Source organism: Vulcanococcus sp. CPBay_Sum15L08_68, assembly GCF_017855895.1.
GTDB lineage: Bacteria > Cyanobacteriota > Cyanobacteriia > PCC-6307 > Cyanobiaceae > Vulcanococcus.
Genome location: NZ_JAFMFX010000017.1, coordinates 22,116 through 34,848 on the forward strand (window position 1 = coordinate 22,116; position 12,733 = coordinate 34,848).

The 12,733-nt window shown below is 64.9% G+C and carries 14 protein-coding genes; 7 read left to right on the forward strand and 7 right to left on the reverse strand.

The genetic code is table 11. The features are described from left to right. Nucleotides 1-56 precede the first annotated feature (56 nt). Entirely contained in the window at nucleotides 57-1,007 is a 951-nt protein-coding gene (rnz, locus tag QZ189_RS04590) for a ribonuclease Z (RefSeq protein ID WP_247479876.1), read from the reverse strand. Between the two features lie 102 nt (nucleotides 1,008-1,109). Here rnz and QZ189_RS04595 point away from each other — a divergent pair, with 102 nt between their 5' ends. Then, nucleotides 1,110-2,417 carry a SpoIID/LytB domain-containing protein gene (locus tag QZ189_RS04595; protein WP_296421100.1) on the forward strand — a complete coding sequence of 436 codons (1,308 nt, stop codon included), beginning with the start codon at nucleotides 1,110-1,112 and terminating at the stop codon, nucleotides 2,415-2,417. Nucleotides 2,418-2,428: 11 nt separating this feature from the next. Continuing rightward, nucleotides 2,429-3,169, forward strand: a complete 741-nt coding sequence (locus QZ189_RS04600; protein WP_296415738.1) for a glucosamine-6-phosphate deaminase — start codon at nucleotides 2,429-2,431, stop codon at nucleotides 3,167-3,169. Here QZ189_RS04600 and QZ189_RS04605 read toward each other — a convergent pair. After that, nucleotides 3,162-3,923 (reverse strand): YebC/PmpR family DNA-binding transcriptional regulator, encoded by a 762-nt coding sequence (locus QZ189_RS04605; RefSeq protein WP_296417955.1) that lies wholly within the window; start codon nucleotides 3,921-3,923, stop codon nucleotides 3,162-3,164. The two genes, QZ189_RS04600 and QZ189_RS04605, sit on opposite strands and share 8 nt — an antisense overlap. A gap of 18 nt (nucleotides 3,924-3,941) precedes the next feature. Next, on the reverse strand, nucleotides 3,942-4,817 hold the full coding sequence (truB, locus tag QZ189_RS04610) for a tRNA pseudouridine(55) synthase TruB (RefSeq protein WP_296421102.1): 876 nt from the start codon (nucleotides 4,815-4,817) through the stop codon (nucleotides 3,942-3,944). A 61-nt stretch (nucleotides 4,818-4,878) separates the two neighbouring features. On the opposite strand from truB, the gene QZ189_RS04615 reads away from it, so the two are divergent. Together QZ189_RS04615 and QZ189_RS04620 are read left to right on the forward strand one after the other, a co-directional pair. After that, on the forward strand, nucleotides 4,879-5,613 hold the full coding sequence (locus tag QZ189_RS04615) for a queuosine precursor transporter (RefSeq protein WP_247477175.1): 735 nt from the start codon (nucleotides 4,879-4,881) through the stop codon (nucleotides 5,611-5,613). Between the two features lie 6 nt (nucleotides 5,614-5,619). Then, the gene (locus tag QZ189_RS04620) at nucleotides 5,620-6,366 is read left to right on the forward strand and encodes a methyltransferase domain-containing protein (protein WP_010315414.1); all 747 of its coding nucleotides are present in this window, start codon (nucleotides 5,620-5,622) and stop codon (nucleotides 6,364-6,366) included. Between the two features lie 60 nt (nucleotides 6,367-6,426). Here the strand turns inward: QZ189_RS04620 and rpmA are convergent, their stop codons facing one another. Together rpmA and rplU are read right to left on the reverse strand one after the other, a co-directional pair. Continuing rightward, nucleotides 6,427-6,690, reverse strand: coding sequence for a 50S ribosomal protein L27 (rpmA, locus tag QZ189_RS04625; RefSeq protein ID WP_010315415.1), 264 nt, complete (start codon nucleotides 6,688-6,690; stop codon nucleotides 6,427-6,429). 41 nt (nucleotides 6,691-6,731) lie between these two features. Beyond that, nucleotides 6,732-7,085 carry a 50S ribosomal protein L21 gene (gene rplU, locus QZ189_RS04630; protein ID WP_010315416.1) on the reverse strand — a complete coding sequence of 118 codons (354 nt, stop codon included), beginning with the start codon at nucleotides 7,083-7,085 and terminating at the stop codon, nucleotides 6,732-6,734. 143 nt (nucleotides 7,086-7,228) lie between these two features. Here rplU and QZ189_RS04635 point away from each other — a divergent pair, with 143 nt between their 5' ends. From QZ189_RS04635 to kaiC, 3 genes are all read left to right on the forward strand, one after another. Further along, a complete protein-coding gene (locus QZ189_RS04635; RefSeq protein WP_296421104.1) occupies nucleotides 7,229-8,074 on the forward strand; it encodes a circadian clock protein KaiA in 846 nt (281 codons plus the stop codon). 38 nt (nucleotides 8,075-8,112) lie between these two features. Next, complete coding sequence (gene kaiB, locus QZ189_RS04640; RefSeq protein WP_010315420.1) at nucleotides 8,113-8,460, forward strand: circadian clock protein KaiB; 348 nt, start codon at nucleotides 8,113-8,115, stop codon at nucleotides 8,458-8,460. A 77-nt stretch (nucleotides 8,461-8,537) separates the two neighbouring features. After that, nucleotides 8,538-10,079 (forward strand): circadian clock protein KaiC, encoded by a 1,542-nt coding sequence (gene kaiC / locus QZ189_RS04645; RefSeq protein ID WP_010315422.1) that lies wholly within the window; start codon nucleotides 8,538-8,540, stop codon nucleotides 10,077-10,079. On the opposite strand, the gene nblS is transcribed toward kaiC, so the two are convergent. Both nblS and QZ189_RS04655 read right to left on the reverse strand, forming a co-directional pair. Continuing rightward, nucleotides 10,076-12,088, reverse strand: coding sequence for a two-component system sensor histidine kinase NblS (gene nblS / locus QZ189_RS04650; protein ID WP_296421107.1), 2,013 nt, complete (start codon nucleotides 12,086-12,088; stop codon nucleotides 10,076-10,078). The genes kaiC and nblS overlap by 4 nt on opposite strands. 24 nt (nucleotides 12,089-12,112) lie before the next feature. Continuing rightward, the coding region (locus QZ189_RS04655) for a phosphoribosylglycinamide synthetase C domain-containing protein (RefSeq protein ID WP_296421110.1) at nucleotides 12,113-12,733 on the reverse strand (621 nt) is incomplete at its 5' end.

The window sequence follows — 12,733 nt, forward strand, 5'->3', positions numbered from 1 at the left end:
CGGCTGACGGGCCCGCTGGTTGACCGCGGCCAAGGCACTCACGAACTGTTGCAGGCCTAGGGCTCCTGGGCGGCGACCTCGAGGGTCAGGAAATCCTTCGCCAGCAGCGTGTTGGGGAAGATCGCCTGGGCCTCCGCCAAGAGGTCATCTGGGGTGACGGGATTGCCGGGCACGTAGCGCGGGCTGAGGTGGGTCAGGGCGAGCTGCTTGACCCCTGCCGCCAGGGCGGTTTGGGCGGCCATGGTGCTGGTGGAGTGCTGTTTGGCGAAGGCCATTTCGGCCTCGGCATGGGCGAAGGTGCTCTCGTGGATCAGCAGGTCGGCGCCGGCGGCCAGCTCCACGGCCGCTTCGCTGAAGACGGTGTCGGTGCAGTAGACGACGCTGCAACCCGGACGGTCGGGGCCGCAGAGGGCTTCCCCGTTGATGATCCGGCCGTCCTCCAGGGTGACGCTGCGGCCGGCCTTGAGCTCGGCGTAGATCGGCCCAGGGGGGATTCCCAGGGCTTTGGCCTGTTCCACGTCAAAGCGTCCAGGGCGGGGCTTCTGCTCGACCCGGTAGGCGAAGGCCGGCACCCGGTGGATCAGCGCGGTGCAGCGCACGGTGATGTCGTCGTCATCCAGCAGCAGCGCTCCAGTGCGGGCTGCCTCTTTGACCCGATGGCTGCGCAGGGGATAGCCAATGCGCATGGAGGAGGTGCGCATCACCCCCTCGAGGTAGTCCCGCAGGGGATCCGGTCCGTAGAGGTCGATGCCGCTGCAGGTCCCGGCCAGCCCGAGGCTGGCCAGCAGGCCCGGCAGGCCAAAGGTGTGGTCGCCGTGCATGTGGGTGATGAACACCCGACGCAGCTGGCTGACCCGCAGCTCACTGCGCAGGAACTGATGCTGGGTGCCCTCGCCGCAATCAAACAGCCAGATCTCCGCCCGCTGCGGCAGGCGCAGGGCCACCGCTGACACATTGCGGGCTCGCGTAGGGACTCCCGAGCTGGTGCCGAGGAAGGTGACCTGCACGGCCGGTGTTCTCCCCGGTCTCTCTGGATCGATCGTGCCACGGCGGGGCTGGCACGGCTCGCCCGGGCTGGTCACAATGGCCTGCCTTTCCCCTTGGGGTCGATGCCGCGGCGCACCCATCCCCAACTCGCCGCCCTGGTTGCGGGGATCTGCGTGGCGATGGCCGTGGCCCCATTGCGCGCGGCGGAGCCCTGGTTGCGGGTGTTGGTGCTGGAGGCCCCCAGCCTGCGGCTTAGGGCCGCTTCACCCTCGGGTGGCCTGCGGGTCCTGGATGAGCGCGGTCAGCAGCTGGGACTGGAGCCGTCCGGGGCTGAGCTGCGTTTTGAGGCGCAGCGCCAGCAGAAGGAGCTGTGGTTCGAGGCGGTGCCTGAAGCCCAGGGGCCGGATCGTGATCCAGGCCTCTGGCTTGGAGCGCGTCACTACCGCGGCCGCCTGCAGCTGCGGCGTCAGGGGGGCCAGCTGCAGGTGGTCAACCACGTGCCCGTGGAGACCTATCTCCCCAGCGTGGTCGGCAGTGAGATGCCAGCCAGTTGGCCCGAGGCGGCCCTGAAGGCCCAGGCGGTGGCAGCCCGCACCTACGCACTGAAGGCGCGCAAGCCGGCTGCGGCCTTCGACCTCAAGGCCACCGTGGCCAGCCAGGTCTACAAGGGGGTGGAGGCGGAAACCGCCAGCACCTGGGGGGCGGTCAACCAGACCCGCGGTCTGGTCCTGACCTTTGGCGACGCCCTGATTGATGCGGTCTTCCACAGCAGCAGCGGTGGAGCAACCGAGAGCAGCGGGGACCTCTGGACCCGCCATCTGCCCTATCTGGTCAGTGTCCCCGACTTCGACCATGCCTCGCCGGTGCACCAGTGGAGCAAGCCCCTCGATGGGCCCCTGTTGCGCCGGGCGTTCCCCGAGCTCGATCAGGTCCTGGCGATTGAGGTCCTGTCCAGAACGCCCACCGGCCGGGTCAAGCAGGCGCGTGCAGTCGGTCGCGCTGGCCAGCAGGTGCTGCTGAGCGGTGCCCAACTCCGGAGCCGCCTGGGCCTGCGCAGCACCTGGGTTCGCTTTGAGTTGGCCCCGACCAAGACCTCCAGCGTTGAGCCGTTCGGCTTGACGGCCAGTCATGCCCCCCTGGGTTGGCCGGCACCACCGCCGCCGCTGCCGGCCTTCTCCCTGCCCCAGGCCCGTCCACTGCCGGGGGCGGCTGTTCAGCTGGTGGCCGTCGGCCGCGGCTATGGCCACGGCATCGGCATGAGCCAGTGGGGGGCCCTGGCTTTGGCCCAGCGGGGCGAGAGTTTTGAGGCGATCCTGCGCCACTACTACCGCGGCGTGCAGCTGGAGTCCTATGGGGCCCTGGCGCAACGGGCCAGACCTCAGCCAGGCTTAAAGCCGGAGGCATGGCAGGCGATGGCCCCCCGTTTGTGAGCACTCAGCTGATGACCCTGACGCGGGCTGCCGATGGCGGCGCCGTGGCGGAGTTGGTGGCTAGTCGTCTGCTGGAGGCACTGCGCTCCGGGGGCAACCTGGGCCTGGCCACGGGCCGGACGATGCGGCCGGTCTACGGCGCTTTGGTGCGGCAGTGGCGCCAGTTACCCGCCGAGGAGCGTCAGCGGCTCCTGGCGGGATGGTGCAGCTTCAACCTCGATGAATACGTCGGCCTGGGTGCGCAGGACCCGCGCTCCTTTGCCGCGTTTATGCAGGCTCAGCTGGGGGCACCGCTGCAGCTCCCCCCTGGTGCCCTGCGGATTCCCAATGGTCTGGCGGCTGATCCGCAGCAGGAGGCCCGGCGATACCGCCAGGAGCTCCAGGGGGCCGGGGGCATTGGGCTGCAACTGCTGGGCCTCGGCAGCAATGGTCATGTGGGCTTCAACGAGCCCCCCTGCGGCCCAGAGCAGCCCTGCCGGGCCTTGGCCTTGAGCCAGGCCACCCGGGAGCAGAACGCCGCGGACTTCGGCGGAGACCCGGCATCCGTCCCCGATCAAGCCATCACCCTGGGGACGGCTGAGATCCTCGGGGCCCGTTCCCTGCTGTTGGTGGTGACCGGCGCGGCCAAGGCCGAGATCCTGCGGCGCTCCCTGCAGGAGCCGCCCTGCGAGCAGGTTCCCGCCAGTTGGTTGCAGCGCCATCCCCAGTTGGAGGTGGTGGCGGACCCGGAGGCGGCCTCTGCCCTCAGCTGAGGGCGGCGTCCATCAGGGCTTCGTCCGCCTCCAGGTTGGAGGTGACCGTCCGTACGTCGTCCAGCTCTTCGAGGGCATCGAGCAGCTTCAGACAGCCGGCGAGGGTCTCGGGATCCTCCAGCTGGCAGGGGGTTTGGGCAATCCAACGGTGTTCCCAGCTGCTCACGGGCAGGCCGGCACTGCGCAGGCTGTCCTGCAGCGATTCCAGTTGTTCAAACGTGCCGAGGATGTCTGCGCCGTCGGCATCGATCTCGTAGCTCAGCACCGGCTCCTCAAGGTTGAGCAGCTGCTCCAGCAGGACCTCGTCCTGCAGGCCGGCTTGGCTGAGGCGCACGACGCTGCGGTGCTCGAAGAGGTACCCGACGCAGCCGGTCTCCCCGAGGTTGCCGCCGTTTTTGTTGAAGGCCAGCCGAATCTCCGCCGCCGAGCGGTTGCGGTTGTCCGTGAGCGATTCGATCAGCACCGCCACGCCCCCGGGCCCATAGCCCTCGTAGCGCACCTCTTCAAATTGATCGGCCCCGCTTCCCCCCTGCCCGGAGCCCTTGGCGATGGCCCGCTCGATGTTGGCGTTGGGCACCCGCGCCGCCTTGGCCTTCTCAATGGCGGTGCGCAGTTGGAAATTGCCCGCGGGGTCTGCGCCGGCCCGGGCCGCCACCATGATTTCCCGTCCCAGCCGCGTGAAGACCGCTCCGCGCTTGGCATCCACCACGGCCTTGGTGCGTTTGATTTGGGCCCATCGGCTGTGGCCGGCCATGCGTGATTTCCGAGTGAACTAGCCCGCGGCGTCGAGCACGAGCTTGGGTTGGAGTTGCCCAGGGGAGGCGACCCGGGCCATGCCCGCCAGGTTGCCATCTGGATTCACGACCACAACGGCGTCCTCGAGTGCCCAACTGGGGTCACAGTCCTGCAGGCGCCCGCAGCGCCAGCCCGCGAGCCCCTCCTCGTCCAGCCGGTGTTGGGGGAGGTGGCGCAGGACCTCCAGGGGGTTGAGCAGTGCGGGAGGTTCCCCCTCCAGTTGCTCCAGGGTGACGCTTTGCGCCAGGTCAAAGCCCAGGGCTTGGGTCCGCCGCAGGCGCGCCAGGCTGCCACCGCAGCCCAGGGCCTCGCCGAGGTCTCGGGCCAGGGAGCGGATGTAGGTGCCAGAGCTGCAGTGCACCTCCAGTTCGATCTGCCCTTGGGTTGGATCCCAGCCCAGCAGCTCCAAGCGGTGAATCGTCACCGGGCGGGGGGGCAGCTCAGGGCACTGGCCGGCGCGGGCCAATTTGTAGGCGCGCTCTCCATTGACGTGGACCGCTGAGACCGCCGGAGGTCGCTGTTGAATCGCCCCGCGAAATGGGGCGAGCGCCTCGCCGATGGCCTCTGGGCTGAGGTTGGGCAGGGGGCGCTGCTCCAGGACCTGGCCCTCCAGGTCATCGCTGTCGGTTGTGACCCCCAGTTGGATGACCCCCCGATAGGTCTTGTCGCTCTCCAGATAGGGGAGCAGCCGGGTGGCGGGCCCCAGGGCAATGGGCAGCACGCCGGTGACCGCGGGATCCAACGTTCCTCCATGCCCCACCCGTTTGAGCCCGTAGGCCCTGCGAATCCTTGAGACACAGCTGTGGGAGCTCATCCCTGCGGGCTTGTCCAGTACGAGAAAGCCGCAGGTCAACGCTGGATTGAGGCGAGCACGCCGCAATGGTGCCACCGTGTGGCACAGCTGATGCCCCCCAATGCCCGTGGATGAGGCGCTGCAACAGCGCCGGGAGCTGGCCTTTCTCGTCCTCTCGGGTCTGTTCCTTGGAACGATGGGGATGTTGAACATCCTTGGCCTGACCCGCTTCCTGCAGCTCGGTCAGATCGGCTCATGGCCGGTGGTGGTGGCGGTTGGAGCCCTCCCCTATCCGGTGACCTTCCTCTGCACGGACCTGATCAGTGAGATCTGGGGCGAGCAGCGGGCCAATCAGTTGGTCTGGGTGGGCTTGCTGTTGAACGGTTGGATCGTCCTGGTGCTCTGGCTCGGCGGTGTGTTGCCGGGTCTGCCGGGGGCCCCGGAGGAGACGTTTTTTGCCGTTCAGGGCTTGGCCTTTGGCGCGATCGGAGCGTCAATGGCGGCCTACATGGCGGCCCAGTTCACCGATGTCCGCCTGTTTCATTTCTGGAAGCGGCGCACCGGTGGTCGGGCGCTTTGGTTGCGCAACAACGGCTCGACCCTGGTCAGCCAGTTGGTGGATACGACGGCGGTGGTGCTGATCAGCCACTACGCCGCCCACGTCCTTCCGGTGCGCGCGGATCTTCCGGTGGCGCCTCAACTGCTGAGCTTCATTGCCAGTGGCTACCTGTTCAAGGCCCTGGCGGCCTTACTGGACACCCTGCCCTTCTATTGGCTGACGGCCTGGCTGCGCCGCTGGTTGATGGTTCCCGGGGCTGGGGCGGAGTTGGGACCTGAGCAGCGACCTCTACGGTGATCAGCCATGACCGTCACCGCCGCTCTCTCCCTCGATCACTTTCTCTCCGGGGGATTTGATCTACGCCAGCATCTGGCCTCCCATCTCCAGCTCACGGCAGCGGAGCTGGAGCAGCAGTTGCCGATGGCGACCGAGGCCCTGGCCGCTGCCCACCCTGGGGCCTTTGATCCCGAGCAGGCGGGGAGCTTCTACGAGAACGAGGTGGGCCATGCCCATCTGCTGGAGCTCGCGGCTTGGCACCTGAGCAGTGCGGATTACATCGCGGACACCCTGCGCTTGCAGGCCATGTTTGCCAAGGGGCAGGTCCTCGACTTCGGCGGCGGGATTGGCACCCATGCCCTGGCGGCGGCGGCCCTGCCTGAGGTCGAGTCGGTCTGGTTCGTCGACCTCAACCCCGCCAATCGCGCTTTCGTGACGGAGCGGGCGGAGCGCTTTGGCTTGGCCCACAAGCTGCGTTGTTTCCGCGACCTCGGCGACGCCGCCCTGCCCGAGCGGTTTGACACGGTGGTGTGCCTGGACGTCCTTGAGCACCTCAACGATCCCTCGGCGCAGCTCGAGCAGTTCGCTCAGCGGATGGGGCCGGAGGCGATCGCCCTACTGAATTGGTATTTCTTCCAGGGGTTCAACGGCGAGTATCCCTTCCACTTCGATGATCCGGCCCTGGTGGAGCGCTTCTTCCGCACCCTCCAGGCCCGCTTCCTGGAGGTGTTCCATCCCTATCTGATCACCACCCGCGCCTACCGCCTGGCCTGAGGCCCGGCCACAAAAAAGCCGGCACCTGGGTGCCGGCTCAATCAACCGTGGTGCTGGGCTTCAGCCGAGGGCCACGTTGATGCGCTTGCGGGTGCGCAGACCGCGCTTGATGGTGTCGAAGCTGACCACACCGTCGACCAGGGCGAAGAGGGTGTCGTCAGCACCGCGGCCGACGTTGTTGCCGGGGAGCACAGAGGTGCCGCGCTGGCGGATCAGGATCGAACCGGCGCTGACGGATTCACCGCCGTAGCGCTTCACGCCAAGACGCTTGGCGTTGGAGTCGCGGCCGTTACGGGTGGAGCCGGTGCCTTTCTTGTGGGCCATGGGGGAGGAAGCTCAGGAGTTCAGGAGAAGGATCTGGAGGTTCAGGCCAGTGCTTTGCCGCCGACGCTGATGGACTTGACCATCACGCGGGTGAGCTCCTGACGGTGACCGTTCTTACGGCGGGTCTTCTTCTTAGGGCGCATCTTGTAGACGATGACCTTCTGGCCGCGGCGGTGAGCCATCACCTGCAGCTCAACGGTGGCCCCTTTGACGTAGGGCTGACCCACGTTGGCGGCCTTGCCGTCGTTCACCAGCAGCACGTTCTCGAGGGTGAGGGTGCTGTCGACCTCGGCGTGGATCCGGTTGAGGTCGTAGTAGCGGTTGGGCTGAACCCAGACCTGGGTACCCGAGGTCTCAACGATGGCGTAGGGGCCGGTTTGCGAATCAGTACTCATGACAGAAGGGGCGTGGTCAGGCTGACGGGAGGACGCCGTCATTGCGGCCTGCCACGGCAATTGGAAGACAAACAACGAGTTTCACCGCTCGAGGGCACTCCCGTCAACACTGAGGTCACTTGCCAGGGCTCCAACTCAGGGCCATGACCCAGCCGGCGCTCACTATTGCTTCGCTGTTGTCGGACCCTCGTCTGGTCAAGGCTGCCACCAGCTGGCTGAAGGGTGAGCGCTACTGCCTGGAGGACCTGGGCTCCCTTTCCGATCCGATCGCTGAATTGCTGCAGCGGCGGGATGCCTTTGATGTGGTGCTGCTGCAGCAGGGTGTCACGCCCCCAGAGGCCCTCCAAGGGTTGCGTCAGCAAGGGGTGCTTCTGCCGGCGGTTGTGGTGGGGGAAGTCAACGGCCGCGTCGATTACCACGAGGCGGAGGTGCATCTGCCCCAGGACCAGCTTGAGCAGGTTGTCTACAGCCTGGATGCAGCGGTTTCGCGCTTCCTGCGCAAGGGACTGTCTGCCCAATCGGAGTCGGGCAGTGAGTCGGCCTCGACACCGCTGTCCTGGCGGCTACCCAATCGACTTCAGGGGCGCCTGGGCTACCTGGGGGTCTTCTACAAGCGGGATCCGTCCCTGTTTTTGCGCAATCTCCCGGAGCCTGACCACGGCGAGTTGCGCCAGTCGTTGCAGCGGGGCTACCGCGACATCCTGATCAGTTACTTCAAGGATCCTGCGGCGGCCAACCAGGCGATCGAGAGCTTTGTCCACAGCGCCTTCTTTTGCGATCTCCCGGTCAACAGCGTTGTTGAGATCCACGTGGATCTGATGGATTCCTTCTGGAAGCAACTGCGGCTTGAAGGCCATAAAAACGATTTTCTTCAGGATTACCGCCTTGCGCTTTTGGATGTGATGGCCCATTTGTGTGAGATGTACCGGCGTTCCATTCCCCCGGATCTCCCCTTGGCGGAACCACCGCCTGGTGAGGCCGTTGGTTAGTTCTTATTCGTTCCATTTGTCTTAAGGAGGTGATTCCGATGAGTCCACGCAAGACCTACATCCTGAAGCTCTATGTGGCGGGAAACACGCCCAACTCGATGCGCGCATTGAAGACCCTGCGGAATATCCTTGATACGGAATTTCAGGGTGTGTATGCCCTGAAAGTGATTGATGTTCTGAAAAACCCTCAGCTCGCTGAAGAAGACAAGATCCTGGCGACGCCCACCCTCGCCAAGATCCTCCCGCCACCGGTGCGTCGAATCATTGGTGATCTCTCAGACCGGGAGAGGGTTTTGATTGGTTTGGATCTCTTGTTTGAGGAGCTCAGCGATGAGGCCTTGTCCGAGTCCTTGTTGGACCAGGATGCGGTGGGTGATCTTGTGTGAAAACCAACGTTTCCTTCACAAGAGCGGCTGTCATAGCCGTGAAAACGAACTAGATTTCTGACAGGACCATCCTCCCCATGCAGGACCCCAGCCCACAGTCCAATCATCTCGCCTCGGTCCAGAAGCTGCCGACGGGGATTGAGGGGTTTGACGACGTTTGTCAGGGCGGTCTCCCCATTGGTCGCTCCACGCTGATCAGTGGGACATCGGGTACGGGTAAAACCGTGTTCTCGCTGAACTTTCTCTACAACGGTATTCGTCAGTTTGACGAGCCCGGGATTTTCGTCACCTTTGAAGAGTCGCCGCTCGATATTCTCCGCAATGCGGCCAGCTTTGGCTGGAATCTCCAGGAAATGGTGGAGCAGGACAAGCTGTTCCTGTTGGATGCTTCCCCTGATCCGGAAGGGCAAGATGTCGCTGGCAGCTTCGATCTGTCAGGTCTGATCGAGCGAATTAACTACGCGATCCGTAAGTACAAGGCTCGGCGTGTGGCGATCGATTCGATCACGGCCGTTTTTCAGCAGTACGACGCGGTCTCGGTCGTGCGCCGGGAGATCTTCCGCTTGATTGCCCGCCTGAAGGAGATCGGCGTCACCACGGTGATGACCACCGAGCGGATTGACGAATACGGTCCCATCGCCCGCTACGGGGTGGAGGAATTCGTCAGCGACAACGTGGTGATCCTCCGCAATGTCTTGGAGGGGGAGCGCCGCCGTCGGACGGTGGAAATCCTCAAGTTGCGCGGTACCACCCACATGAAGGGGGAGTTCCCCTTCACCATGGGCTCCCACGGCATCAGCATCTTCCCGCTGGGGGCCATGCGCCTGACCCAGCGCAGCTCCAATGTCCGCGTGAGCTCGGGTGTCCCCCGTCTCGATGAGATGTGCGGCGGCGGCTTCTTCAAGGATTCGATCATCCTGGCCACCGGTGCGACAGGGACGGGTAAGACCCTGCTGGTCAGCAAGTTTGTGGAGAACGCCTGCGCCAACAAGGAGCGGGCCATCCTCTTTGCCTATGAGGAATCCCGGGCCCAGCTGCTGCGCAATGCCACCAGTTGGGGGTTGGATTTCGAGGAGATGGAGCGCCAGGGGCTGCTCAAAATTATTTGTGCCTATCCCGAATCAACGGGCCTAGAGGATCACCTCCAAATCATCAAGACCGAAATCAGCCAGTTCAAGCCATCGCGGATGGCGATCGACTCCCTCTCGGCCCTGGCGCGGGGCGTGAGTCATAACGCCTTCCGTCAGTTTGTGATCGGCGTGACCGGTTACGCCAAGCAGGAAGAAATCGCGGGCTTCTTTACGAATACCTCCGAGGAATTCATGGGAAGTCACTCGATTACCGACTCCCATATCTCGACGATTACCGACACGATCCTGCTGCTTCAGTACGTCGAGATCCGTGGTGAGATGGCCCGCGCTCTGAACGTCTTCAAGATGCGTGGTTCCTGGCACGACAAGGGAATCCGTGAATACATCATTACGAGCAACGGCCCTGAAATTAAGGACTCCTTCTCGAACTTCGAGCGGATTATTAGTGGTGTGCCGCACCGCATTGACCACGATGAGCGCAGCGAGCTCTCACGCATCGTGAAGGGGGTTGGCGAGGGCCAGTTCTAGATCCCGTCACCCAAATTGCTGGTGCTTCGCCGTTCGGCCTGCAGGCGCAGTTCCGTGTCGTCAGCGTCTTCGAGGGGCAGGTCAAACCAGAAGGTGGTGCCCACATTGAGTTCGCTCACCATGCGAACGGTGGCACCGTGCTTCTCCAGGATGCCCCGCACGATCGAGAGTCCCAGGCCAGTCCCCACTTCGGTGTGAACAGCGTTCTCGACCCGGTAGAAGCGATCGAAGATCTTCTCCTGGTCTTCGCGGGAGATGCCTGAACCGGTATCGGAGATCTCCACCCGCAGCTTCGGCAGCGGCGCGGTCAGCTCGCAGGCGGGGTTATCCGGGTTGGCTGCGGTGCTGGGATCAATCGTGCAGATGTCAGGCCAGGGGTAGGCCCGCAGGCTCAGGCGGCCCCCGGCGGCGGTGAACTTCAGGCCGTTGCCCACCAGGTTGTCGAGCACCTGCAGCAGCAGGTCCCAGTTGCCGCGAACCCGGGGCAGCTCGTCGGTGACATGAAGGTCGAGCTCGACGCCTTTTTCCTTGGCGTTCAGCTTGTAGTTGCGCAGGGTTTGCTCCATCGCCGGACCCAGCTCCACCGCTTCCATCGACCAGGCCCGATCGCTCTCCAGTCGGGAGAGATCGAGGACGTCATTGACGAGGCGGGTGAGGCGATCGGTCTCGGCGTTGGCGATCGCCAGAAAGTCCCTCCGGTCCTCCTCGCTGAGCTGCTCGCCCATGTCGTGGAGGGTCTCGACGTAGCTCTTGATGTTGAAGAGCGGCGTGCGCAGCTCATGGGAGACGTTGCTGATGAAACGGCTCTGGGCGGCGTTGAGTTCCACCTCGCGGGTGAGGTCTTGGACGGTGACGGCGATGCCCTTCAGGGTTTCGCCGCTGGCATCGCGCACGGACTGCAGAACGATGCGCAGGGTGCGCGGCGGTTCGCCAAAGCTGCAGCGCACATCGCTGCTCTCCTTGTCGTTCTCCAGCAGGCTCTCAAGGGGGGTCTGCAACTCGAGGTTCAGTCCCTCGGGCAGTTCGTCCATCAGGCGCGTGCCCTCCAGATTGCGGCCCTCCCAGCGGAACAGGCGCCTGGCGGTGGGGTTAACCAGCACCACCCGCCCTTCGGAATCCAGCAGCAAGGCCCCATCGGCCATGGTCGCGATCAGCGATTGCTGCTTCACCTGGGCGGCGGTGAGCTCTTCGATGTTGGCTTCGTTGTAGGCCTCGAGCTGGGAGGCCATGTCGTTGAAGCCGTCCAGCAGTTCCCCCAGTTCACCGCCAACGGGCAGGGCAATGCGCGCCTCGAAGTCCCCCCCTGCGATGGAGCGCACCCCCCGCAGCAGCTCCTTGACCGGCTGGGTGATGGTCAGGGCGTTGAAGACGGCCCCCAGGATCACCAAGATCCAGATCGAGATGAACACCGCCACCGTCACCTCGCGGCTCAGGGCGGCACTGGCCAGGGCGGCTTCGTTGGGGTTGATCCCCAGGGCCAGCACACCCATGTAGCGCCCATCGGCAACCAGGGGCACGAAGACATCGGTGACCTGACCATCGGGGGTCAGGTGTTGCCGGATCAGTGGGTTCTGCGGACGTTTGGAGAGTTCGGCGGGCAGTTCCAACTTGCGGCTGAGCAGCAGCTCACTGCTGCCGCTGGTGCCGCTGATGGGGATCCCCAGGTAGATGATCCCGTCGGGATCGGCGAAGAAGATGTAGCGAAGGCTGCGGCTGGATTTCCAGAAGCGTTCGGCGACGGCCGCCAGCTCCCGGTCGTTGCCCTGCGCCACTAGCGGAGTGACGTTGGCGGAGAGCAGCAGGCCCAGGTCGCGGGCAAAGCGGGTGTCGCTCATGCGCACATCCGCCTGGATGCCGTTGAGCGCAAAGAAGGTGATGGCCGTCATCACCAGGCTGACCACCAGGGTGGCGGCCGCCAGCAGCTTGGTTTGGAGGCTGAATTCCGCCCACCAGCGCACCAGGCTCTGCCACCAGCGGCGAGGGGCAAGCGGTGTGGAGCTGCTGGTCAAGGTGCTGGGATCGGCGGCGGAAGCTTAGTGGCTGCGGACCTGGTGGCCGATGTCGCGGCGATAGGTCATGCCTTCAAAGTGCACCTGCTGGAGGCCTTCGTAGGCCTTGGCGAAGGCGGCGTCAAAGTCGCTTGCTTGGGCCACCATCGCCAGCACCCGGCCCCCGTTGGTGTGGCAGACCCCGGCTTCATCCCGGCGAGTTCCGGCATGGAACAGCTGCAGATCGGCGCCGTTCTCCACGGAGCTCGAGATGGGGTCTCCCTTGCGGATCTCCCCGGGATAGCCCTGGGCTGCGGCAATCACGCAGGCGCTGCACTGCTCGTGAATGGTCAGGGCCGGGGCGGTGTCGAGTTGGCCGGTGGCGCAGGCCAGAAGGACCGCCGCAAACTCCGGCCCCATCAGGGGCATCAGGGTCTCGCATTCGGGGTCCCCGAAGCGGCAGTTGAACTCGATCACGCTCGGACCGGTTTCGGTGAGCATGAGGCCCGCATAGATCACCCCCCGGTAGCTGATCCCCCGGGCCTGTAGGGCCGCCAGGGTGGGATCGAGCACGAGCCGTTTGACCTCCTCGAGACCGGCTTGATCCAGCAGTGGGGCCGGGGCATAGGCCCCCATGCCGCCGGTGTTGGGGCCCACATCCCCTTC

Coding starts and splice junctions, on each gene's coding strand:
- QZ189_RS04620 (WP_010315414.1), top strand. CDS start 5,620: ATGACCGTCACCGCCGCTCTCTCCCTCGATCACTTTCTCTCCGGGGGA.
- QZ189_RS04635 (WP_296421104.1), top strand. CDS start 7,229: ATGACCCAGCCGGCGCTCACTATTGCTTCGCTGTTGTCGGACCCTCGT.
- QZ189_RS04615 (WP_247477175.1), top strand. CDS start 4,879: ATGCCCGTGGATGAGGCGCTGCAACAGCGCCGGGAGCTGGCCTTTCTC.
- QZ189_RS04600 (WP_296415738.1), top strand. CDS start 2,429: ATGACCCTGACGCGGGCTGCCGATGGCGGCGCCGTGGCGGAGTTGGTG.
- rpmA (WP_010315415.1), bottom strand. CDS start 6,690: ATGGCCCACAAGAAAGGCACCGGCTCCACCCGTAACGGCCGCGACTCC.
- kaiC (WP_010315422.1), top strand. CDS start 8,538: ATGCAGGACCCCAGCCCACAGTCCAATCATCTCGCCTCGGTCCAGAAG.
- kaiB (WP_010315420.1), top strand. CDS start 8,113: ATGAGTCCACGCAAGACCTACATCCTGAAGCTCTATGTGGCGGGAAAC.
- QZ189_RS04605 (WP_296417955.1), bottom strand. CDS start 3,923: ATGGCCGGCCACAGCCGATGGGCCCAAATCAAACGCACCAAGGCCGTG.
- QZ189_RS04595 (WP_296421100.1), top strand. CDS start 1,110: ATGCCGCGGCGCACCCATCCCCAACTCGCCGCCCTGGTTGCGGGGATC.
- rplU (WP_010315416.1), bottom strand. CDS start 7,085: ATGAGTACTGATTCGCAAACCGGCCCCTACGCCATCGTTGAGACCTCG.